Source organism: Ruegeria sp. AB8, assembly GCF_056542605.1.
The window spans coordinates 230,364-251,147 of sequence record NZ_JBQGAB010000001.1; the positions used below are offsets into that span (position 1 = coordinate 230,364).

Consider the following 20,784-nt stretch of genomic DNA (forward strand, 5'->3'; position numbering starts at 1 on the left):
TCAGCATAACTCCGGCCAGCCCCGGCGCATCGCGCCCCGAAACCGACATGAATTGACAGGATCTGCAACAGATGCCCGACGCCCCAACAGTTCGCCCCTTGCGTAACGAGGACCGGGATCAGTGGTCCGACATGTGGCGCGACTACCTGGCGTTCTACGAAACATCGGTTCCGGACGACGTCTATGACACGACCTTTTCCCGTCTTCTGGGAGATGACCCAAGTGATTTTTCCTGTTTCGTTGCCGAACTGGACGGGCAACTGATCGGGCTGACTCATTTCCTGTTTCACCGCCACGCCTGGAAGGTTGAACAGGTTTGCTATCTGCAGGATCTGTTCGCACGCCCCGAAGCGCGCGGCACGGGTGTCGGGCGGGCACTAATCCAGGCGGTCTATGACGAGGCGGATCGCCAAGGTGCGCCGTCAGTCTACTGGTTGACCCAGGATTTCAATCATACTGCCCGAAAACTCTACGACCGCATTGGAAAGCAGACACCGTTTATCAGGTATCAGCGCCCATGATGCGATGGGGTGCTCTTTGTCTGGCGGCCGCATTGGCGGGCTGTGCGTCTGTCAAAACGACGGAACCCCCGACCCGGGTGCAAGCGGTGGAAACCGTGCTGCCCCCGGCAAAGATGTTCACAAGATCTTATCCGATGCCGCCCGCGCGCTCGAACGGAAACATCGCTGCTGATTTTATGTCGCTGCATTTCGCACTGGAATCCGGCGCGGTTCTGCCCGTGTTCACGCGCTTTGAAGGTCCGGTCACTGTCCGGTTGACCGGCACTCCGACCGCCAGCATGCAACGCGATCTGAACAGGTTGCTGACCCGCCTGCAACGTGAAGCCGGGATCGACATCCGTCAGATCAGGGACGGTCAGGCCAACATTACCATCGAGGCGGTCGGTCAGAAACAAATCCACAGCATCTTGCCCAATGCCGCCTGTTTTGTGGTGCCAAACGCATCCAGTTTTGAAGAATACCGCCGCGACCGGCGTAAACGCAAAAGCAACTGGACCGAATTGCGCAAGCGCGATCGTCTGGGGATTTTCATCCCATTCGACGTTAGCCCACAGGAAATGCGCGACTGCCTTCACGAGGAACTGGCGCAAGCGCTGGGGCCGCTGAATGACCTGTATCACCTGCCGGATTCGGTTTTCAACGACGACAATATCCACACCGTCCTGACCGGCTTTGACATGCTGATCCTGCGCACCGCCTACGCGCCCGAACTGCGCAACGGCATGACCCCTGAACAGGTCGCGGCCGCCCTGCCCGGAGTTCTGAGCCGCCTGAACCCACGCGGTGACAGATTGCCGAAGCAACCCGTTTCGGAAACGCCGCGCGAGTGGATTGTTGCGATACAGAAGGCGCTTGGGCCGGGTCAGGGCTCGTCCAGACAGGTCCGGGCAGCCGAGAACGCAGCGCGGATCGGAAAAGCGCGCGGCTGGACAGATCATCGCCGCGCTTACCCACACTATCTGTTGGGCCGCATGGCCCAGTTCGATGACCCGCTGGAAGCGAAACGTCAGTACGACATTGCCATGCAATATCTGATGCAGACCCCCGGCACCGAAGTTCATAGGGCGCATGTCACGACACAGACTGCAGCCTATTCGCTGGCGCAAGGCAGAGGGCCGGAGGTTCTGCCTCAACTGGACAACGCGATTGATGTCATGACAAGGGCCGAAAACGCCTCGATCCTGGCCACGCTGCTGCTGTTGAAATCCGAATCTCTCAATCAGGCCGGTCGCCCGGAACAGGCACGCGCCGTCAGGCTGGACAGTCTTGGGTGGGCAAGATACGGCTTCGGCTCGGATCTGGTAATGCGTTCCGTGACTCAGGAAGTCGCCGCGACGAACGCCAACACTGAAAACAACGGATGACGGGCGAATGGTAGTGGTTTTGGGCATGGCGGTTCTGGGCGCAATTCTGGGGGCGCTGACCGCGCGAAAACGCAATGGGTCCGGGGCGGACATTGCACAATACGCCGCCGGATACGGCATCGCGTTCGCATTGGTGGGTTTGGTGATGTCCCTGATCCTGGTTCGTCTGGTGGCCTGATCCGATGTTTCTGCCCTTCTTCGAAAACCTTCGCAAAGCAGGCATTCCGGTGTCTCTGCGCGAGTATCTGACGTTTCTGGAAGGGATGAAAAAAGGGCTTGCCACCTATGATGTTGAGGCCTTCTATTACCTCGCCCGTGTGTCGATGGTGAAGGACGAACGCAACATCGACAAATTCGACCGGGCCTTTGCCGCCAGCTTCGAAGGACTGAACGAAATCAGTTTCGATCAGGTGCTGGAGGCGGTCGATATCCCCGCCGACTGGCTTGCCAGGATGGCTGAAAAGCACCTTAGCGACGAGGAAAAGGCCGAAATCGAGGCTCTGGGCGGGTTTGAAAAGCTGATGGAGACGCTGCGCGAGCGTCTGAAAGAGCAGCAAGGCCGCCACCAGGGCGGCAACAAGTGGATCGGCACCGCCGGAACCTCGCCGTTCGGCGCCTATGGCTACAATCCCGAAGGCGTCCGGATCGGTCAAAAGGAAAGCCGCCATCAGCGCGCGGTCAAGGTCTGGGATAAGCGTGAATTCAAGAACTTAGACGACACAGTTGAACTGGGCACCCGCAACATCAAAGTGGCACTGAAACGCCTGCGTCGCTGGGCCCGTGAAGGGGCTGCCGAAGAACTGGATCTGGACGGAACCATCCGCGCCACGGCCGAACACGGCTATCTGGATGTCAAAACCCGGCCTGAACGTCACAACGCCGTAAAAGTGCTGCTGTTTCTGGACGTGGGCGGTTCGATGGACCCGCATATCAAGGTGGTCGAGGAGCTGTTCTCGGCCGCCCGGACCGAGTTCAAGCATCTTGAATACTACTATTTCCACAACTGCCTCTATGAAGGCGTCTGGCGCGACAATCGCCGTCGTTGGGATCAACAGACACCGACCCACGAAGTGCTGCGCACCTATGGTCCGGACTACAAGTGTATCTTTGTCGGCGACGCTTCGATGAGCCCTTACGAGATCGCCTATCCCGGTGGCGCGAACGAGCATTGGAACAAAGAGGCCGGTCAGGTCTGGATGCAACGCGCGCGCGAGCAGTGGACATCGAACCTGTGGATCAATCCGGTCCCCGAGAAATACTGGGAATACACTCACTCGATCGGAATGATCCGCGAGATTTTCGAGGATCGCATGGTGCCGATGACACTGGCTGGACTGGAGCAAGGGATGCGCGAACTGACGCGGTAACGTCAGGGGAGCCGGGCGCAAGGCGCACCATGTTTTGATGTACCATTCTCACCATGTCGGAGAGGTACACGAAAATGATCATTCGCATCTTTCAGGTTGTAACACGCCCTGGCAAAGAGGAAGAGTTTGGCAGGTTTTTCCATGAAACCGCTATTCCGCTTATGAAAAGCACTAAGGGAATCGTAAATGTGCTTCCCGGTGCGCCGCGGAAAGAGACCCCCAGAGAATTCAGTTTTGTCATGGTTTGGGAGAGTTTGGACGCCCTGAAAGCCTTTGTCGGGGAAGATTACACCAGCCCGCATATCGACCCCGCCGAGGCTGAACTGGTCGAAAGCAGATTGATAAAGCACTACAATCTGGTCGAAACCTGAGTTCAAATGCCCAGATCAAAACAAGCGTTCAATCCGAGAATTCAGGTTGCCCTGACCGGCCTGCACGCCCATATCTGAACTATGCTTCGTCTGACCCCGATCCTGCTGGCCATAGCCTATGCCGTCGTGATGTATCGCATCTCGGTCTGGCGCACGCATCGGGAACTGGATGCCAAATCGACCGAACTGGCAGACCCGGCCCTGAAGCGGATGACCGACCGGCTGGCTGCCGCTTTGAATGTGGATCGGGTGCCGGTCTATATTTACGAGATTGACCCGGTTAACGGGCTGGCCTCGCCGGATGGCCGCATCTTCATCACACGCGGCTTTTACCGGAAATTCGCAAACGGAGAGGTTTCCGCCGAAGAAATGGCCAGCGTCATCGCTCATGAGCTGGGCCATGTTGCGCTTGGACATGCACGGCGGCGGATGATCGACTTTTCCGGGCAGAACGCTTTGCGCGCAGCGCTGATGATGCTGCTGAACCGGTTCATTCCCTTCATCGGTGCCTGGATTGCAAATATGCTGACGCATCTGCTGGCATCGCGACTGTCGCGTGGCGATGAGTATGAAGCGGATGAGTACGCTGCTGCGCTTCTGACCAAGGCGGGAATTGGAATTGGCCCGCAAAAATCACTGTTTCACAAGCTGGAAGGCCTGACCCAGCAGCGTGCGGGCGTTGTTCCGGCCTGGTTGATGAGTCACCCGAAGACGGATGAACGGATTGCGGCGCTGGAAGTCCTTGAACAGCGTTGGGGATCAAACGGATAGGGCCGGAACTTGGGGGCGCCGCCCCTTTCGCTCTCCGAGGGACTTTCAAACAGAAGTCGTATGCAGCGCTTTGCCCAGACGCGGCAGGCGGGCCTTTTTCATGAGCGCGCGCATGGTCCATTGATCGCCGGACAGACGGTTGGCTTCGGCCAGAACGCGCGCGGCGTTTTGGGCCATTCCGTTGGGGTCGGTAGTCCATAAACCATGCAGAAATGTATCGGGGTCGATCCGTTCAAGGCCCTCTTCGGCCAGAAGGTTTCTGGGAAAATCCTTGGCGTTTACCGTGACAATCACATCAGCGGAACTGGCGACTGCAGTTGCCAGCACGTGGATGTCCGCAGCATCAGGCAGCCACAGTCGGTTTTCGATACCCGGAGCCGCTGACTTTGCTGCGCCCGGCCATTGCGTCTGTGTCAAAGCGATTTCGGCGCGGGCCTGCATTTCACCGTTAGGACCCAGCTTGCGCGCGGCACGGGCCCATTCCTCGAGGATACGGTCCGACCAGACAGGTGTGAAATGGCCCAGATGGGCCGCGCCCAGCAGCATCTCTCGCATCACGGTGGGGTAGATGACGCAGGTGTCCAGAACCGCCTTCACAGTCGGAAGAACACCGCTTTGAGGTAGCCGCTTTCGGCCAGTTGCGGCAGTTGCGGGTGGTCGGAACCGGCGAAACCTGTGTGGATCAGTTGCGCCTGCCGCCCGGCCCGCCCGATCCCGCGGGCGGATGCGTCCCTGAAGCGGCCCAGATCCGCCGCGTGGGAACAGGAGCACAAGCCCAGATACCCGCCGGGTTTGACCAGCGGGGCGGCCAGACGCGCAATACGTTCATAAGCCCGCAAACCTGCATCAAGCGCTTGTTTCGAAGGTGCAAATGCCGGGGGGTCGCAGACCACCACGTCAAAGCGGCCCCCTTCTTCGCCCAGCTGGGTCAAAACATCGAACGCATCACCCTGCCGGGTGCTGAAGCGGTCCAAAAAGCCGGAGGCCGCGGCCCCCTTGGTCGCCAGATCCAGCGCTGCTGCAGATCCATCCACGGATAGCGCACCAGCAGCGCCGCCCGCCAACATCGCCAGACCGAAGCCGCCCACATGGCTGAACACGTCCAGTACCTGAGCACCGGGATGCACCAGTCTGGCGGCAAAGGCGTGATTTGGGCGTTGATCGTAGAACAGACCGGTTTTCTGGCCACCCGTCAGATCGGCCATGTAGGTCGCGCCATTCATCGGAACGTGCAACGGAGCATCCGGGGCTGTACCGCGCAGGGTCATGTTCACATCATCCAGCCCTTCCAGCCCGCGCGTACGACCAGAGGCATTCTTGAGCACCGTGGAAACCCCGGTCACCTTGACCAGCGCATCCGTCAGCCTGTCCAGATGGGCTTCGGCCCAAGCTGCGTTAGGCTGGATCACGCAGGCGTCACCAAAACGATCGATGATGACGCCCGGGAATCCGTCGGCCTCGGCATGCACGAGGCGATAATAGGGTGCGTCGAACAAACGCTCGCGCATCTCCAGCGCCCGTGTCAGGCGGGTTTCAAACCACGCTGCATCAATCTGCGCGTTCAGATCGCGATCGAGAACGCGGCACATGATTTTTGAATCCGGGTTGACCGCCACTAGCGCGATCGGCGCCCGTTTGTCGTCTTCCAGAACGGCAAGCGCGCCTGCTGCGATCTTGCGCGTGCGGCGGTCGGTGACGATGTCGTTGGCATAAACCCAAGGAAAACCATGGCGCAGACCGCGCGCGTTGGCTTTGGGTTTCAGACGGATGGAAGGGCGATCTGTTTCAGCAGGCTGGGTCATGGCGCCCTCTTAGTGGCGAACGCAGGTCTGCGAAACCCCTTGTTTACCTGTCGCGCCCGCGCCAGCCGCCGCGCCGCTTCGGAGCCTGAGCGGTTTGCAGCCCCTCACTCAGCACCTGCGTCATAGGATGTTCAGCATTTTCAGTTGCGTAAGCCGCGTGCAACTCGGTCAGGGCCTGCGTCTGATCACGATCCGCAGGCAGGCTGAGCGCCCAGTCCAGAAAGATACTGCGGCATTCGGGCAAAGTGATGCCGTCTATACGATAGGCCTCGAGTATCAGACCCTTGTGATCGTTTGGATCAGTGTTTCGGCCCATCGTCTTCCCCTTGCATCACCACCCCGATCAGCCGGGCGGCCGTATCGTAGCTTTCCTGCAGCGCGTTCTGCAACTGGCTGACCTGATCAAATCCAGTGGCCCGGCAAAGGAAGGCGGTGCCGCCTTCGCCGATCTGATCAGCCTCGATCACTTTACCCGACAGCAGTCGCGCAGCGCATTGTACCGACCAGCATAGGTCGTAACAGTCTTTCAGAGATTGTGCCTGCGCGACATCCAGCAACCCGGCAGCGACCGCGCCGTCAAGCCCGGAATGCACGTCGCGTTGGGGAATGCCTGCCAGCAACGCTCCGGTTTCGGCCATAAGTTCGATATCCATCATCCGCCCCGGGCCGTTCTTGGCATCCCAGATACCAGCCGGCGATTTTGCGGCGGCAAGCCGTTCCCGCATTTCGGCGACCTCCCGCAAGATCTTGTCCCGGTCGCGCGGCTGCGCCATGAAATCTGCGCGGAAGGTTTCGATCGCAGCGCCAAGGTCCGGGTCACCGCCCACGACGCGGGCACGGGTCAGCGCCAGATGTTCCCACACCCAGGCCTCATTTTTCTGGTAATTGGTAAAACTGGCCCAGCTTGTAGCCACCGGACCCTGATTGCCGGAGGGGCGCAGGCGCATATCGACCTCATAAAGCCGTCCTTGCGACATCGGCGCAGACAAGGCGGTGATCAGGGCCTGTGTAAATCGGGCAAAATACGGACGCGTGCCCAACGGACGCGGCCCGTCCGACATATCCTGATCCAGCGGATCATAGATTACAATCATGTCCAGATCGGATTGCGAGTTGATCTGCCCCGCCCCTAGCGAGCCTATGCCCAGAACCACGGCCCCGCGCCCCGGCGCCGGACCATGTTTGCGGGCAAACTGTTCGGCCACGCAGGGCAGGATTGCGGCGATCACGGCATGAGCCAGTTCGGCGTATTGCCGCCCGGCCTCTACACCGTCAATCAATCCGCGCAAGTGGTGTACACCGATGCGGAAATGCCATTCCTTGCACCAGCGCCGTGCCAGATCCAGCCGGGATTCATAATCGTCCTCACCAGACAACGCCTGCGTCAACTCAGCCTCAAGCGCGGCCTGCCCGGGCCAATCGGCAAAGAAACTGCCGCCTATGACGGCATCAAAAACCGAAGCGTTGCGCGACAGATGCGTAGCCAGCGCGTGTGAAGTGCCAACAATATCGATCAGCAGGTCGATCAGTTGCGGGTTGGCTTCGAACAGGGAAAACAGCTGCACACCGGCGGGCAATCCGGCCAGAAACCCATCAAGCGCCTGCAAGGCCTCGTCGGGCTGGGCTGTCTTGGCCAGACGCGAGAGCAATTCGGGCTTCAGGCGTTCGAATATCCGTGCGCCGCGCTGCGAGCGCAAAGCGGGGTAAGTCGGCCAGCGGGCCAAAACGTTCTTGTCAAATTCTACGCTTTCTACCGAGCTCGGCCGTGGGCCATGCCCCGGGGCGAAAAACCCTTCGGTCAGTTCATGTACTTCGGTCAGCCTGCGGGTCAGGTCCGATTGCAACGCGGCGCTGCTGATCCCCATCAGGCAGGCGACGCGTTCAATTCCGTCTTCGGATTTCGGAACCTTGTGGGTCTGGGCGTCGTGAACCATCTGGATGCGGTGCTCAACCTCGCGATGGGCGCGGTAGTGATCGCTGAGCTTTTCTGAAACGTCCTGCGGCACCCACCCCTTGTTCGCCAGCGCCGCCAACCCCGGAACCGTTGCGCGCAGCCGCAGATCCGGGTCGCGGCCACCCGCAATCAACTGGCGTGTCTGGGTGAAGAACTCGATTTCCCGAATGCCACCCTGCCCCAGTTTCATGTCATGGCCCGGGATGGTCAGCGTGCCGCCGGTCCCCTTGTTTTCCCGAATGCGCAAGCGCATGTCGTGGGCGTCCTGAATCGCTGCAAAGTCCAGATGGCGGCGCCAGACAAAGGGGCGCAGCGCGTCAAGAAACCTGTCTCCGGCCGCAATATCGCCCGCGCAGGGGCGCGCCTTGATATAGGCGGCACGTTCCCAAGTGCGACCCAGGCTTTCATAGTACCGTTCCGCCGCTTCCATCGCCATGCAGACCGGTGTTACGGCCGGGTCGGGGCGCAGGCGCAGATCGGTGCGGAATACATAGCCATCAGCGGTTTTCTCGCTCAGCGTGGCGCAGAAATTGCGGGTCGCGCGCACCATGCTTTGCCGCGCGTCATAGAAATCATCCGGTTCGAAACGTGTCTCGTCAAACAAGATGATCAGATCGATGTCCGAACTGTAGTTCAGTTCGTGCGCACCCATCTTGCCCATAGCCAGGATGACCATTCCGGCAGCGTTTACAACATCTTCCTCGGTCATTCCCGGCAGTTTGCCGCGTCTGATCAGAGCCGTGATTTCCGCCTTGGCAGCGACATCCGCTGCCAGCGCACCAAAATCGGTCAGCGCTGCAGTCACTTTTTCCAGAGGCCAGACCCCGGACAGATCAGCAAGCGCGGTCAGCAAGGCCACGCGCCGCTTGGCCTGCCGCAACCCCGGTTTCAACTGATCCGGCGGCAATGCACGGGCGGCATCCATCACATCTGCCAGCGCCTGATCAGGGTGGTGCAATGCGCCCGACAGCCATTCGGCCTCTCGTTCAACAAGGCTTTTCAGATAAGGACTGGAACCGGCTGTTCCGGCGATCAGATCACCTTGTTCGCTGGTCAGATCAGGCACCAACGCCCGCGTCTCGGCCCCCAAAACGGGATCATAGGCGAGCGGTGCGCGAATAATGGCAAGTGCATCTGTCATGCGCGCAGGTTGCGCATCACCGTTGAGCAACGTCAATGAGACAATCCGGTCACTCTCCGGTCAAAGGCGTGTCCTGACTGAAACTGTTAACCCAAACGCCGTGCCGCCTTTCCCAAAGAAATGAAATCAACATCGCCTCTTTCATCTTCGAATTCGGGCGCGTGTAGTCAGCGCGATAACTCAGCAATACGATGTCCTCCGTCAAAACCCGGAGCCTCGCATCGCCGAGTTCAAAACTGGCCATCGTCGGCGCATCCGCGAACTGCCCGACATGAGCGTCACGGTTCGCAAAGCCCGTTAGGTATACGCCTAAGAAATCCGGGCTCAGCAAGGCCCGGTCAGCCGTCGCGTCCCCCTCGACCAGCGCCGTCCAGACCTGGCGTTCAAGCGAAAGGATTTCTTCCAATGTCGGGGCGGATTTGTATTCGCGGTCATCCATAGCCGGAACCTGCGCGAGTGATGCCCCTGCGTCAACCGCAGTTGAGGAAATTGCCAAAATGTAAATCTTTTTCACATTACCCCTTGCAACCCGGTTTTTCCGCTCCCATCTTGGTGATGTGAAGACGATTTACATCAACCCCGGAGACCTGAAATGACCGCATTGTCCGACCACGCCACTCCCCAAAACCCGGGATGGCTGCACCGTTCCGAGGCCTGGCTTGACGACAAAGGCAAAGGCGCCTGGATCGCCGTCATGGTGCTTGGTTTCATCATTTTCTGGCCGATTGGCCTGGCCCTTCTGGCCTACATGATCTGGAGCAAACGTATGTTCAGCAAATCCTGCAGCCGCCGCAAAACCTGGCACAGCCACATGAGCGCCATGAAACCTTCGGGCAACAGCGCATTTGACGCCTACAAGGCCGACACGCTGGCCCGACTGGAGCGTGAACAGGCAGATTTCGAAGCATTTCTGCATCGCCTGCGCGAAGCCAAGGACAAGGCCGAATTCGACCAGTTCATGGATGAACGCGCCCGCGAAAACCATGAAGAGCCGGAAAACGGCGAGCGCACCTGATCCAGCCTTGCCCTGTCCCGTCATTCGGGACAGGGTACACCTACATAAGCTCCCGGAATTCCTTTAATGACCCACCTGCCCGATCCCGACCGCCAGCCTGAATTCTATCAGTCCGTGGCGACCAAACGTTTTGTCGCATGGCTTTTCGACATCGCCTTCATCTCGCTTCTTTGCATCGTCCCGGTCTTCCTGACATTTGGAATGGGCGTTTTCTTCCTGCCCCTTATCTACGCGGTCATCAGCTTTGTGTACCGGGTTGTCACCATCTCGAACGGATCCGCGACGCTGGGAATGCGCTTCATGAACATTGAATTGCGCGATGCCTTCGGTGCCCGGATGGATACCGGCAAAGCACTGGCCCATACCGCCGGCTATTTTGTCAGCATGGCATTCTTCGTGATCCAGATCATCTCTGTCATCATGATGCTGACCAGTTCCCGCTGCCAGGGGCTGACCGACGCGTTCCTTGGAACCGTCATGATCAACCAGCGGGCATAAAAGAACCGACGCCTTGAATCACTTGGCGGCTCGCGGAAGCGTTGCTATCATCGCGTTGCGGGAAACACGGGACTTTCATGCGACACACGCTGCCAATAGCGCCACAATTCTATGTGACGGCACCACAGCCCTGTCCTTATCTTGAGGGCAGGATGGAGCGTAAATTGTTCACTGCCCTTCAGGGTGATGGCGCGGATCAGTTGAATAACTCGTTGTCCCAACAGGGTTTTCGCCGCTCTCAGAATGTACTCTACCGCCCATCCTGCACGGACTGCGCCGCCTGCCTGTCCGCCCGGATCGACGTGTCGGCCTTTCAACCCAACAAAAGCCAGAGACGCGCCGCAAAACGCAATGAGGGTCTGGAGCGCCGCGCCAATTCCCCCTGGGCGACGGACGAACAGTACGAGCTGTTTCGCCGCTATCTCGATACCCGCCACGCCGATGGCGGCATGGCGGACATGGATGTTTTCGAGTTCGCCGCGATGATCGAGGAAACGCCGATCCGCAGTCGCGTGGTTGAATATGCTGACCCCAAAACCGGCGATCTGATCGCTGTCAGCCTGACAGATGTGCTCAATGACGGGCTCAGCATGGTCTATTCCTTTTACGACCCCGCCCAACCGTCCAATTCGCTTGGCACCTACATGATCCTCGATCATATCGATATCGCGCGCGAGGCCGGCCTGCCTTACGTGTACCTGGGCTACTGGGTTCCGGGCAGTCCCAAAATGGGATACAAGGCCCGGTTCTCGGGTCTGGAAGCGTATATTCAAAACGAATGGAAACCTATCCGGGATCCTGATGGCCTGCCCGATGCGCAGCATCATCCATTGTCTACAGCTCCGATCGCGGAACAAGTCGCCAATATTCAGCTGCCTGACCGCCACCCGACTAAAGGCTGAACAGCATCCATGCGCCAAAACCTGCACGCCGTCACCCTGGTGGTTCCGGATTATGACGAGGCGATTGCATTCTATACCGAAACACTGAATTTTGCGCTGTTGCAGGATATTGCGCTTGGCGAAGGCAAGCGATGGGTTCGTGTTGCGCCACCGGGTTCCGGAGGCGCATCGCTTTTGCTCGCACAGGCTGACGGTCCCGACCAAAAGGCCGCCATCGGCAATCAAACAGGCGGCCGTGTCGGCTTTTTTCTGGAAACTGACAACTTCCAACGCGACCACACCGCAATGCGTGAAAACGGTGTCCATTTCGAAGAGGACCCCCGCCAAGAACCCTATGGCACCGTCGCCGTCTGGTGCGATCCGTTCGGCAATCGCTGGGACCTGATCCAGTTCACCTGATCCGTATCTTCATCTGGCTGAAAATATCCCGGGGATGAACTGGCCAAAGGCCAGGAAGGGGCTGGCCCCTTCCTACCAAGTTCAAAGCAAAGGGGGCCCGAAGGCCCCATTTTCATTTTGTCAGTCTTTGATCAATTCGGGATCAGATCCGGCACAATGGTTACAATCGATGGGAAGAACCACAGGATTCCGATGCCCACGACCTGAATCAGGACAAACGGAACGATCCCACGATAGATATGACCTGTTGTCACCTCTTTGGGCGCGACGCCCCTCAGGTAGAACAGCGCAAACCCAAATGGCGGTGTCAGGAACGAGGTCTGCAGGTTCACCGCCACCATGATCGTCACCCATTTCGGATCGAACGACCCGCCATAGATCACAGGTCCCACGATCGGGATCACGATGTAGATGATTTCCAGGAAATCCAGCACGAACCCAAGGATGAACAGCACCAGCATCACGATCAGGAAGACCGTGAACTCGTTGTCGAAACTCTTGAGGAATTGCTGGATATAGTGCTCGCCCCCGAACGAGATCACCACCAGGTTCAGCAATTGCGAGCCGATCAGGATCGTGAACACCATCGAGGTCACTTTTGCGGTTTCCCGCACCACAGGAGTCAGAACGCCGCTGGAGAACAACACCCAGCATCCGAACAGCAAGCCGAACAAGGCGAAAAGATAGGTACCGTAGGCCAGGAAGAAGGCTACCCAGGTCTCAGCGGTGACACCGCCCTGATTGATCCTAAGGTCGAAATTCACCCCAAGCAGCAAGCAGATGATCACGGCAAAGGTCGACCAGATGATAATATTGCCCGACCGTTCCTGATCCTTCAGCTTGCGGTATGCAGCCAGCATGATCGCACCACCAGCCCCCAGCGCGGCTGCCGGTGTCGGGTTGGTCACACCACCAAGGATCGAGCCGAGAACAGCGATGATCAGAACCAGCGGCGGGAACACCACGCGGATCAGATCATTGGTCGCGCAGCGCGCGGCGGCCTCCTTGCAGCCATAGATGGCCAGCGCAAATGGCAACGCCAACAGCACGAACGTGGCCCCTGATGTGGTCGTTGGCGCAACCAGCAGCACATCGACCAGCAGCATCAGCAACAAGCCAATCCCACCCACGATCAAGGGCTGCACGGGACGGGACGGCGCGATGCCGCGGCCCAGCACCAGAGTCAGGCCCAACAGTACCACGACAATTGCAACGCCGGTTCCGATCGGCGCTGCGGCAGCGATCTTGGCTTCCTGCGCGGCGGCCAGCTCTTCTTCGCTCAGCCGCTGCGCCTCGGACACGCCACCGGCAGCGTCAATCGCCTCTTGCTCGGCGACGGCCTGATCCCATGCTTGCTGGCCATGCAACTCGATCATCGACGCCTGACATTCGGCCGACACGCTGGTCCGCAGCGAAGCGCCCTGCCCGATATCCGAAAACCCGGAGACAGTGATATTCTGGCTTCCGATCGCGCCAACACTGCTCAGCAGGAAGGCACCGGCGATCAATGCCACCGGAACACCCAACAGCCATGTCAGACCCTCGGCGCGTGTGATTGGTTCACCGCCACCACCGGACATCTCGACCGCGGGCGCCTTTTCCGGGTTGAGCAAAGCGTAGCCAAAGGCATAAAGCGCGTAGAGCAACGCGAGCATGATACCCGGCAGCAATGCCGCCTGAAACAGCGTACCCACCGAAACCACAGCAGGCTCGCCCAGATAGGTCAGCGCGTCGGTACACCCGGCCTCGACCGCGCGGGTTTCCTGTGCGGTGGAATACAGATCACCCGCCAGCGTTCCCAGCAGAACGATCACGATGGAGGGCGGAATGATCTGCCCCAGCGTGCCCGAGGCAGCGATCACACCGGTCGCCAGTTCCGGCGAGTAGTTGTTGCGCAGCATTGTGGGCAGCGCCAGCAGGCCCATGGTCACTACGGTCGCGCCCACGATACCGGTCGAGGCAGCCAGAAACGCGCCCACAACCACGATCGAAACGGCCAGACCACCGGGCAGCGGGCCAAAGACCCGGGCCATGGTGGTCAGCAGGTCGTTTGCGATTTTCGAGCGTTCCAGGGTGATGCCCATCAGTACGAACATCAAAACGGCCAGAAGGGTTTCAATCGACTGCCCCGCCAGAACACGCTCATTCATCCGGTTCACGATGAAGGATACGTTCCGGTCCAGCGCTGTTTCCCACCCTGCGGTAAAGACCGGTTCTGCCATCGTGGGCAAGTCCGGATATCGAAACACCGAGATCACATCAGGTTTGACACCCGAGTTCACGACGTCCCGATAGGCTTGTGACCCGGTGTCGATTGCCTGATGGATCAGCAACCCGGCGCTGTCCAAAGCCGCGATGATCCCGAACGAGATCACCCCGGCCCCACCAATGGCGAAGGCCACCGGAAAGCCGCTCAGAATGCCTCCGAAAAGGCAGAAGAATACGATAATGAGGCCTATCTCGACGCCATCAAGTCCGAATAGCATTGTCTTGGTCTCCGTCCTTAATGTGCGCCTTCGTAGGCTTCTTCACCCTCACCAAGGCTGTCCTTGTCGAGGTATTTTCCTTCGCTTTCCGGCCCTTCCACAAATTCCAGGTAAGACCGGTACAGGAATGCAATCGCGTGCAGAAACACCATTGCAGCAAAGGCAATCAGCAGAATTTTGAACAGAAAGTAGCCATTGAAACCATTGGGGCTGAAACCGATGGTTTCGACATTCCAGCGCATCGCGCGGGATTTCATGACCAGCCTGTCCAGCGTGTCGCTGGCCGATGGTTTCGGCACGATCAGGTGCCGCCACATGAAGTACCAGCCGTACATCCAGGTCAGTACCGCCATCGGCATCATGAACAGGACCGACCCCAGCATATCGACCACACGCTTGGCCCTGTAGCTGATCCCGGCATAGATCAGGTCGACGCGCACGTGACCGCCCTGCACAAATGTGTAGGTGCAGCACAGGCATACGACCATGGCGTTGTAAAGTTTAAGCTCTTCAGCATACCAACTGATGTCCATCTGGATCGGAATACCGAAACCAAATGCCATGTCGGGACGCGCGAACACGCGCTGCATGAAAACGATGACGATCTGCTGGATGACCATCAGCAGACCGGCCCAGGCAAAGAACCGGCCAGTGGTGTTGGCGAACCCTTCGAGACCGCGCACCATCCCCCACATAAAGTTCCTGAAATACAGCCCTACGGCCGTCAGAACCAGAAAGATGGTAAAAACCACAAAGAAGAACTCGACCGACCCGCCGTAGTAGACAAAGCGCATGATCGCCTCTTTGTCCGACCAGTTCAGCCAGAGTTGCGGATGCGTGATGGCGTATCCGAAATTATAGAAGGCTTCGGCAATGTTCTGAATGAACCACACCAGTCCATTCCACAGGGCGCCGAAGAACGAGATACCGTTTTCGTCCTGCATGTTGTCCCCAGGTCGCGTCAGTTGCACTTGTTATTATAGCCGGTTTGAAATCACCGTGCATGTGCAACAGGAAAGGTTCCCCCGCATGTGCGGGGGAACCATGTGAGTGTGAGCCGGATGTTAGCCGCGGACGCGGTCGCGCTGCGAGGTGTAGACGCCCGACGACAGGTTGAGCCATGCCGAAGACGCGGTCGACGAAGCAACGGCGCTGTCGTGGATCTTCTTGAACAGCTCATCGCTCATGTTCTCGTCCAGCACTTCCTGGCTGGCTTGGCCAAATGCATCCCAGACGCTGTCAGGGAATTCCATGACCTTGACGCCACCCGACTGCAGACGCTGCAGTGCGGCACCGTTGTTGGCCAGGAACTGCGACAGGTTCCACTGGTGACATTCGCCTGCAGCGATCTCGATGATCTTCTGCTGGGCGGGTGTCAGGCTTTCGAACACGTCGCGGTTGGTTGCCAGAGACAGGCCCGCATTCGGTTCATGGAAGCCGGCGGTGTAGTAAACCTTGGTGATTTCCTGGAAACCGGCCTTTTCGTCGGCCCACGGACCGATCCACTCGGTTCCGTCAATCGCGCCCGAGGACAGCGCCTGATACACTTCCGAACCCGGAATGTTCTGAACCGAAGCGCCCAGTTTACCCAGTGCTTTACCGCCCAGACCCGGCATGCGGAACTTCAGACCGTTGAAATCTTCGGGGCTGTTGATCTCTTTCGAGAACCAGCCGCCCGCCTGTGCACCGGTGTTACCGGCCAGGAACGACTTCAGACCAAAGATCTGACCCAGTTCGTCATGCAGCTCCATGCCGCCATCCTGGTAGTACCAGTTCACCATTTCCTGCGCGGTCATGCCGAACGGAACAGCGGTGAAGAAGGCATAGCCCGGGTGCTGACCAACGAAATAGTAGTCAGCGGCGTGGTACATGTCGGCCTGACCGGACGATACCGCGTCAAACACCTCGAACGCGCCAACCAGTTCGCCGGCAGCTTTGATGTCAACGGTCAGGTTGCCGTCCGACATTGCCGTGATGCTGTCGGCACAACGCTGTGCGCTGTCGAAAACACCAGCCAGACCACGACCCCACGAAGTCACCATGGTCAGCGTGCGCTTGCCCTGCGCGTAAGCCGGTGCCGCCAGCGTGGTGGCTGCAGCTGCCGAGCCGCCCAGAGCAGATGTTTTCAGAAATGAACGACGATCCATATGAGTGTTCCTCCCCTACATATTCAAAAACCCGGCGACAGCCGGGTCAGTCGTTTTCGGTGCGCGTCAGCCTAAATGTCGTCGCGGGAATGTGAATACCAAGTACTACGTAGACGATCAGGTTTTTTTCATCTCGCCAGATGCAAATACCGTGTTTTCAGGCCCGTTCCGCTGAATTTCCGCCAAATCTGTTTTTCCGTCCCCGCAATCCTTTTGCTTTTCCGGCCGGGCTTGCGTATCGATTCGAACATGGCAGGGCTTCGACATCTGGTCTCACTCACCTATGCGCAAAAGCTGTCGCTTGTTGCGGCAATTCCTCTGGTTTTGGCAGTGGCCGCGATTGCTTTGGTCGTTGCTTATGAATCGCGCGCAACTGCCGAAAGCGAGATACAGGCGCTTGAGCGGCGCCTGATCGAGGCCAAAAAGGAAGAACTGCGCAACTACGTCACGCAGGCCCGCAACGGATTTGCCTACATTTATGGTCGCGCCGAGCCTGATGATGACACAGCCAAAAGTCTTGTGACGCAAATCCTGGCGGCGATGATCTATGGCAAGGACGGGTTCTTCTTTGTTTATGACTATGACGGCAACAACTTGGTCAGTCCGCGCCAGACCGAGTTCATCAACCGCAACTGGGTCGGCCTGACCGACAGTGACGGCACCCCTGTCGTGGATGAGTTCATCCGCATGGCCCGCCAGGGCGCAGGCTGGCACAGTTTCATGTGGCAAAAACCCTCGACCGGGGAAGAGGCGCAGATGATTGCCTATGTGGTCGGATTGCAGGACTGGCGCTGGGTTGTCGGCACCGGCGTTTTTATCGATGACATCGTCGCCACGGTCGCAAACGCAAGGGCCGAGGTCGAAGCGAGGGTGCGACGAACATTCATGTATATCGGCGGTATTGTTCTGGCGGCGGTACTGATCGTGTTCGCATCGGGCATGTTGCTAAATTTCCGCGAGCGGCGGCTGGCGGACGCCAAGCTGAAAGAGCTGACCCAACGCGTGTTTGACGCGCAAGAGGAAGAACGGGGCCGCGTGGCGCGCGAGTTGCATGACGGGATCAGCCAGATTCTGGTCGGGGTGCGATACGCGCTGGACAATGCGCGCCGACGTCTGCTTCGCGGTGATGATGACGGTGCCCGGGACCCGCTCGACAAGGGGATCGACAACCTGGGCTCTGCCATCACCGAAGTCCGCCGCATCAGCCGGGACCTGCGTCCCGGAGTACTGGACGATCTGGGCCTTGGCCCTGCCCTCAAGGCGCTGACCGACGATTTTGCCGAGCGCACCGGGATTGAAACCGAATTCACCACAGTCGTTTTCCGCAATCGGCTGGACCAGGACAGCAAGATCGCGCTCTACCGGATCGCACAGGAGGCACTGACCAACGTCGAACGTCACTCTGGGGCGACCCGTGTTACAATCGACCTGCGCGGGCACAAGAAGGGTGCGACCATGCGCATCACCGACAATGGCTGCGGCCTGCGCACCGGGCCGGACCAGTCCAGCGCCGGGATTGGATTGCGTAATATGCAGGAGCGTATCGAACAGCTTGACGGATCGCTGCGCATTCTGTCATCACGCGGCGCGCAAAGCGGAACAGTAATCGACGTCGACCTGCCCCTCAGCCACCTCTTGTCCCCTCAGGACGACGCGACACCGAACCGAAAGGCCGGGACATGACCGAGCAAACAATCCGAGTCCTTATCGTTGATGACCATCCCATGGTCGCCGAAGGCATCCAGTCCATCCTCGAAAGTTATGACGGTATCGAAGTCGTCGGAACCCTCGGCAGCGGGCAGGACGCAGTGGATCAGGCTGCGCGGCTGAACCCGGACGTTGTTCTGATGGATCTCAACATGCCGGGCATGGGCGGGCTCAGCGCCACAGAAATCATTCTGGAACGCCTGCCCGACATTCGCATCCTGATCCTGTCCATGCACGACAGCCCCGAGTACATTTCGACCGCCCTGAGCCATGGCGCGAAAGGATACATCCTGAAAGACGTCCCGACCGATGAGATAAAACATGCCATCGACGCGGTGATGAAGGGCGAACAATATCTGTGCACCGGGGCCAGCGGGTCGCTGAAACCAAAAGGAGACAACGCACGCGAAGCGCTGACCGGGCGTGAACAGACGATCCTGCTGGAGCTTGCGCAAGGTAAATCGAACAAGGACGTCGCGCATGCGCTGGATATTTCCGTGCGCACCGTCGAAACGCACCGCAAGAACATCAAGCGCAAACTCGGCATCTCATCGACTGCCGGTCTGACCCGTTATGCGCTGGAACATGGCATGTTGCAGGGGACAAGCCCCGGCTTCTGATACGCGCTTGCAGCGCGCAGCGCTGCCCGGCCCAACCAGAGCGGATACGCCAAAGGCGTGTTGACGATGGGCGGGAGGGTTTATCCCTGCGGTCTCTCTCTGATGTCCTCACCAAAGAAAACCAGTGTCCCGTCTTCATCTATCACGTGGAATTCGCGCTGCTCATAGGGCTGGTCAAACGGTGGGCGCACGCGGCCCGCTGGCAGGTCAGCCAATCCCGCACGCAGGCTTTCGAACAGATCGTCGATGCCCTCGACATCGATGTAAAAGGACTGATCATCGCCCAAAGGGCGGCCATCATCGCGTGGCGGGCATTGCAAAAGGCGGATCGCGACGGCTCCGTGCCTCAGGAAGGCATAATTGTCCTGCCTGAAATTGCAGGTAAACCCAAGCCGTTCGGTGTAGAAGCGGATCTGGGCATCTAATGAGGAACACAGAACAAACGGTGTCAGTTGCAAAATTCGTGGCATGAGGCTCCCTTCGGCCGATTGATCATGGGTTCTCACATCCCGATATGGGGTCAATCCAGCAACTGATCTCGCCGGTTCCCTTCTCGTTCATAGTGATGTGGCAATACGCGACCGCAAAGTTGCCGGGTCCTTTCGACCCCGCCGCACATCCCTGCCGTCTCGACAAACGAGAATATCCCGACGTAGCGGTTGCGCGGTCCCTTGACCGGAGCAACCCGATGCAGCGCATACCGCCCCTTAAATATCTGCAGATCCCCCGGCTGAAGTTCCAGTTCACGTACCTGCGCCCGGTTTCCATCCAGTATCGAGGCCACCTGGCTGAAATTCTCGTCTTCTGCCGTGCGCAAATTGGGCACATATTCAAACGTGCCGCCGGTTACACCGTTCTGGATGGCAAGCGTCACCGTAAAATTGTTGGTATCGAAGTGCCACGGAAAGCCCTGCCCCTCCTCGACCACGTTGATAATCACGTCCGCCAGGGGATCGTCGTAACGGAAAAACCGGTCCTCGGACTCGTCAAGCGCATCCCGCACGAACGGCATGAAGCCTTCATATTCGTAAATCCGGCGCAGGGGGCCGGAATCCGGGAAATTGTCCGCCGGAACAAACGCGTTTGATCGGTCATAGAAGCGTCGTATCGGATGGCCGATCCCGAACCGGGGATCGTCCTTGGTGAAATAGGCGTTTGTCCGGTTGAACGAGCGATGTGCCTGGGGGGCGACCGCATCGGCTTCGCGCACCAGCAGGTCCAGCCCCGCCTGATGCACAAACCCGGGCAAAACCGCGCATCCGTCCCTGTCCAGATCCCGCCGCAGATCGGCGATCATCTGATCATAGGCGCGCGAGTCCGGCCTGTCGATCGGATACCGTCCCAGATCCACCAAATCCTGTAGCATGGTTCGCCTCCTGAAACTGTTGACCTGGGTTCAGCGTGACCCAGACAATTGCACCTCTCATGTCAATTTCAGACATGAGGCTGACGCAATTAGACCACTGCTGACATGGCAAGGATTGACCCCAACCGGCCCAATTTCACGGAAATTCCGGGCATGCGGCAATCTGCGCAACAAAATGTCGCAAAAACCGCGCCCTGAGATAGAAAATTGGCACAATTGCCTGTTGACGCCCCTTCCCCCCGCTCATAATGTCCCCCCACGCAAAGAAGGAGCCTCTGGCGATGAAAACGCTAGTCGTAATCGTAGGAACCACGCGCATGGGCCGGTAACGGTAAACCATAATCGAACCCATG

Annotated in this window: 22 protein-coding genes; 12 read left to right on the top strand and 10 right to left on the bottom strand. The window is 58.7% G+C overall.

The genetic code is table 11. The annotated features are described in order from the left end of the window. The first annotated feature begins 71 nt into the window (after nucleotides 1-71). The 6 genes from ACR0CG_RS01140 to ACR0CG_RS01165 all read left to right on the top strand — a co-directional run bounded on the left by ACR0CG_RS01140 (nucleotide 72) and on the right by ACR0CG_RS01165 (nucleotide 4,394). Nucleotides 72-521, top strand: a complete 450-nt coding sequence (locus ACR0CG_RS01140) for an N-acetyltransferase family protein (protein WP_480522460.1) — start codon at nucleotides 72-74, stop codon at nucleotides 519-521. Next, a complete protein-coding gene (locus ACR0CG_RS01145) occupies nucleotides 518-1,885 on the top strand; it encodes a DUF2927 domain-containing protein (RefSeq protein ID WP_480522461.1) in 1,368 nt (455 codons plus the stop codon). Before ACR0CG_RS01140 ends, ACR0CG_RS01145 begins: the two co-directional genes overlap by 4 nt. Nucleotides 1,886-1,892: 7 nt before the next feature. After that, on the top strand, nucleotides 1,893-2,063 hold the full coding sequence (locus tag ACR0CG_RS01150; protein ID WP_480522462.1) for a hypothetical protein: 171 nt from the start codon (nucleotides 1,893-1,895) through the stop codon (nucleotides 2,061-2,063). Between the two features lie 4 nt (nucleotides 2,064-2,067). Then, on the top strand, nucleotides 2,068-3,252 hold the full coding sequence (locus ACR0CG_RS01155) for a vWA domain-containing protein (protein WP_480522463.1): 1,185 nt from the start codon (nucleotides 2,068-2,070) through the stop codon (nucleotides 3,250-3,252). A 74-nt stretch (nucleotides 3,253-3,326) separates the two neighbouring features. Next, nucleotides 3,327-3,623, top strand: coding sequence for an antibiotic biosynthesis monooxygenase family protein (locus tag ACR0CG_RS01160; protein ID WP_480522464.1), 297 nt, complete (start codon nucleotides 3,327-3,329; stop codon nucleotides 3,621-3,623). An 81-nt stretch (nucleotides 3,624-3,704) separates the two neighbouring features. Beyond that, complete coding sequence (locus ACR0CG_RS01165; RefSeq protein ID WP_170805531.1) at nucleotides 3,705-4,394, top strand: M48 family metallopeptidase; 690 nt, start codon at nucleotides 3,705-3,707, stop codon at nucleotides 4,392-4,394. 45 nt (nucleotides 4,395-4,439) lie between these two features. On the opposite strand, the gene ACR0CG_RS01170 is transcribed toward ACR0CG_RS01165, so the two are convergent. Genes ACR0CG_RS01170 through ACR0CG_RS01190 form a run of 5 tightly spaced genes read right to left on the bottom strand, consistent with a single transcriptional unit; the run spans nucleotide 4,440 to nucleotide 9,805 of the window. Then, nucleotides 4,440-4,991, bottom strand: coding sequence for an RSP_2648 family PIN domain-containing protein (locus ACR0CG_RS01170; protein WP_480522465.1), 552 nt, complete (start codon nucleotides 4,989-4,991; stop codon nucleotides 4,440-4,442). Then, nucleotides 4,988-6,196 carry an RSP_2647 family RNA methyltransferase gene (locus ACR0CG_RS01175; protein WP_480522466.1) on the bottom strand — a complete coding sequence of 403 codons (1,209 nt, stop codon included), beginning with the start codon at nucleotides 6,194-6,196 and terminating at the stop codon, nucleotides 4,988-4,990. Before ACR0CG_RS01175 ends, ACR0CG_RS01170 begins: the two co-directional genes overlap by 4 nt. Before the next feature lie 43 nt (nucleotides 6,197-6,239). Then, the gene (locus ACR0CG_RS01180) at nucleotides 6,240-6,512 is read right to left on the bottom strand and encodes a hypothetical protein (RefSeq protein ID WP_480522467.1); all 273 of its coding nucleotides are present in this window, start codon (nucleotides 6,510-6,512) and stop codon (nucleotides 6,240-6,242) included. Further along, nucleotides 6,496-9,291 carry a bifunctional [glutamine synthetase] adenylyltransferase/[glutamine synthetase]-adenylyl-L-tyrosine phosphorylase gene (locus ACR0CG_RS01185; protein WP_480522468.1) on the bottom strand — a complete coding sequence of 932 codons (2,796 nt, stop codon included), beginning with the start codon at nucleotides 9,289-9,291 and terminating at the stop codon, nucleotides 6,496-6,498. The genes ACR0CG_RS01180 and ACR0CG_RS01185 overlap by 17 nt, the downstream gene beginning before the upstream one ends. Nucleotides 9,292-9,340: 49 nt before the next feature. Then, nucleotides 9,341-9,805 (bottom strand): DUF4440 domain-containing protein, encoded by a 465-nt coding sequence (locus tag ACR0CG_RS01190; RefSeq protein WP_480522469.1) that lies wholly within the window; start codon nucleotides 9,803-9,805, stop codon nucleotides 9,341-9,343. A gap of 78 nt (nucleotides 9,806-9,883) precedes the next feature. On the opposite strand from ACR0CG_RS01190, the gene ACR0CG_RS01195 reads away from it, so the two are divergent. The 4 genes from ACR0CG_RS01195 to ACR0CG_RS01210 all read left to right on the top strand — a co-directional run bounded on the left by ACR0CG_RS01195 (nucleotide 9,884) and on the right by ACR0CG_RS01210 (nucleotide 12,105). Beyond that, on the top strand, nucleotides 9,884-10,306 hold the full coding sequence (locus ACR0CG_RS01195; RefSeq protein ID WP_480522470.1) for a DUF2852 domain-containing protein: 423 nt from the start codon (nucleotides 9,884-9,886) through the stop codon (nucleotides 10,304-10,306). Between the two features lie 66 nt (nucleotides 10,307-10,372). Further along, nucleotides 10,373-10,804 (top strand): RDD family protein, encoded by a 432-nt coding sequence (locus ACR0CG_RS01200; RefSeq protein WP_480522471.1) that lies wholly within the window; start codon nucleotides 10,373-10,375, stop codon nucleotides 10,802-10,804. 77 nt (nucleotides 10,805-10,881) lie between these two features. Beyond that, nucleotides 10,882-11,706: an arginyltransferase gene (locus ACR0CG_RS01205; RefSeq protein WP_480522472.1), complete on the top strand. Its 825-nt coding sequence runs from the start codon at nucleotides 10,882-10,884 to the stop codon at nucleotides 11,704-11,706. Nucleotides 11,707-11,715: 9 nt separating this feature from the next. After that, nucleotides 11,716-12,105, top strand: a complete 390-nt coding sequence (locus tag ACR0CG_RS01210; protein ID WP_480522473.1) for a VOC family protein — start codon at nucleotides 11,716-11,718, stop codon at nucleotides 12,103-12,105. A 131-nt stretch (nucleotides 12,106-12,236) separates the two neighbouring features. Here ACR0CG_RS01210 and ACR0CG_RS01215 read toward each other — a convergent pair whose 3' ends face one another. The 3 genes from ACR0CG_RS01215 to ACR0CG_RS01225 all read right to left on the bottom strand — a co-directional run bounded on the left by ACR0CG_RS01215 (nucleotide 12,237) and on the right by ACR0CG_RS01225 (nucleotide 16,738). After that, complete coding sequence (locus tag ACR0CG_RS01215) at nucleotides 12,237-14,591, bottom strand: TRAP transporter large permease subunit (RefSeq protein ID WP_480522474.1); 2,355 nt, start codon at nucleotides 14,589-14,591, stop codon at nucleotides 12,237-12,239. A gap of 17 nt (nucleotides 14,592-14,608) precedes the next feature. Further along, nucleotides 14,609-15,535: a TRAP transporter small permease subunit gene (locus ACR0CG_RS01220; protein WP_170610432.1), complete on the bottom strand. Its 927-nt coding sequence runs from the start codon at nucleotides 15,533-15,535 to the stop codon at nucleotides 14,609-14,611. Between the two features lie 120 nt (nucleotides 15,536-15,655). Then, nucleotides 15,656-16,738 carry a TRAP transporter substrate-binding protein gene (locus ACR0CG_RS01225; RefSeq protein WP_170610429.1) on the bottom strand — a complete coding sequence of 361 codons (1,083 nt, stop codon included), beginning with the start codon at nucleotides 16,736-16,738 and terminating at the stop codon, nucleotides 15,656-15,658. 249 nt (nucleotides 16,739-16,987) lie between these two features. Here ACR0CG_RS01225 and ACR0CG_RS01230 point away from each other — a divergent pair, with 249 nt between their 5' ends. Both ACR0CG_RS01230 and ACR0CG_RS01235 read left to right on the top strand, forming a co-directional pair. Beyond that, complete coding sequence (locus tag ACR0CG_RS01230; protein WP_480522475.1) at nucleotides 16,988-18,421, top strand: cache domain-containing protein; 1,434 nt, start codon at nucleotides 16,988-16,990, stop codon at nucleotides 18,419-18,421. Continuing rightward, complete coding sequence (locus ACR0CG_RS01235) at nucleotides 18,418-19,065, top strand: response regulator transcription factor (protein ID WP_170610423.1); 648 nt, start codon at nucleotides 18,418-18,420, stop codon at nucleotides 19,063-19,065. The genes ACR0CG_RS01230 and ACR0CG_RS01235 overlap by 4 nt, the downstream gene beginning before the upstream one ends. An 80-nt stretch (nucleotides 19,066-19,145) precedes the next feature. Here the strand turns inward: ACR0CG_RS01235 and ACR0CG_RS01240 are convergent, their stop codons facing one another. Then, nucleotides 19,146-19,535: a bleomycin resistance protein gene (locus ACR0CG_RS01240; protein WP_480522476.1), complete on the bottom strand. Its 390-nt coding sequence runs from the start codon at nucleotides 19,533-19,535 to the stop codon at nucleotides 19,146-19,148. A 50-nt stretch (nucleotides 19,536-19,585) separates the two neighbouring features. Beyond that, nucleotides 19,586-20,431 (bottom strand): HalD/BesD family halogenase, encoded by an 846-nt coding sequence (locus ACR0CG_RS01245; RefSeq protein WP_480522477.1) that lies wholly within the window; start codon nucleotides 20,429-20,431, stop codon nucleotides 19,586-19,588. Nucleotides 20,432-20,784 lie beyond the last annotated feature (353 nt).

Coding starts and splice junctions, on each gene's coding strand:
- ACR0CG_RS01230 (WP_480522475.1), top strand. CDS start 16,988: ATGGCAGGGCTTCGACATCTGGTCTCACTCACCTATGCGCAAAAGCTG.
- ACR0CG_RS01235 (WP_170610423.1), top strand. CDS start 18,418: ATGACCGAGCAAACAATCCGAGTCCTTATCGTTGATGACCATCCCATG.
- ACR0CG_RS01140 (WP_480522460.1), top strand. CDS start 72: ATGCCCGACGCCCCAACAGTTCGCCCCTTGCGTAACGAGGACCGGGAT.
- ACR0CG_RS01220 (WP_170610432.1), bottom strand. CDS start 15,535: ATGCAGGACGAAAACGGTATCTCGTTCTTCGGCGCCCTGTGGAATGGA.
- ACR0CG_RS01210 (WP_480522473.1), top strand. CDS start 11,716: ATGCGCCAAAACCTGCACGCCGTCACCCTGGTGGTTCCGGATTATGAC.
- ACR0CG_RS01155 (WP_480522463.1), top strand. CDS start 2,068: ATGTTTCTGCCCTTCTTCGAAAACCTTCGCAAAGCAGGCATTCCGGTG.
- ACR0CG_RS01165 (WP_170805531.1), top strand. CDS start 3,705: ATGCTTCGTCTGACCCCGATCCTGCTGGCCATAGCCTATGCCGTCGTG.
- ACR0CG_RS01195 (WP_480522470.1), top strand. CDS start 9,884: ATGACCGCATTGTCCGACCACGCCACTCCCCAAAACCCGGGATGGCTG.
- ACR0CG_RS01175 (WP_480522466.1), bottom strand. CDS start 6,196: ATGACCCAGCCTGCTGAAACAGATCGCCCTTCCATCCGTCTGAAACCC.
- ACR0CG_RS01225 (WP_170610429.1), bottom strand. CDS start 16,738: ATGGATCGTCGTTCATTTCTGAAAACATCTGCTCTGGGCGGCTCGGCA.
- ACR0CG_RS01205 (WP_480522472.1), top strand. CDS start 10,882: ATGCGACACACGCTGCCAATAGCGCCACAATTCTATGTGACGGCACCA.
- ACR0CG_RS01245 (WP_480522477.1), bottom strand. CDS start 20,431: ATGCTACAGGATTTGGTGGATCTGGGACGGTATCCGATCGACAGGCCG.
- ACR0CG_RS01180 (WP_480522467.1), bottom strand. CDS start 6,512: ATGGGCCGAAACACTGATCCAAACGATCACAAGGGTCTGATACTCGAG.
- ACR0CG_RS01145 (WP_480522461.1), top strand. CDS start 518: ATGATGCGATGGGGTGCTCTTTGTCTGGCGGCCGCATTGGCGGGCTGT.
- ACR0CG_RS01215 (WP_480522474.1), bottom strand. CDS start 14,591: ATGCTATTCGGACTTGATGGCGTCGAGATAGGCCTCATTATCGTATTC.
- ACR0CG_RS01185 (WP_480522468.1), bottom strand. CDS start 9,291: ATGACAGATGCACTTGCCATTATTCGCGCACCGCTCGCCTATGATCCC.
- ACR0CG_RS01150 (WP_480522462.1), top strand. CDS start 1,893: ATGGTAGTGGTTTTGGGCATGGCGGTTCTGGGCGCAATTCTGGGGGCG.
- ACR0CG_RS01200 (WP_480522471.1), top strand. CDS start 10,373: ATGACCCACCTGCCCGATCCCGACCGCCAGCCTGAATTCTATCAGTCC.
- ACR0CG_RS01160 (WP_480522464.1), top strand. CDS start 3,327: ATGATCATTCGCATCTTTCAGGTTGTAACACGCCCTGGCAAAGAGGAA.
- ACR0CG_RS01240 (WP_480522476.1), bottom strand. CDS start 19,535: ATGCCACGAATTTTGCAACTGACACCGTTTGTTCTGTGTTCCTCATTA.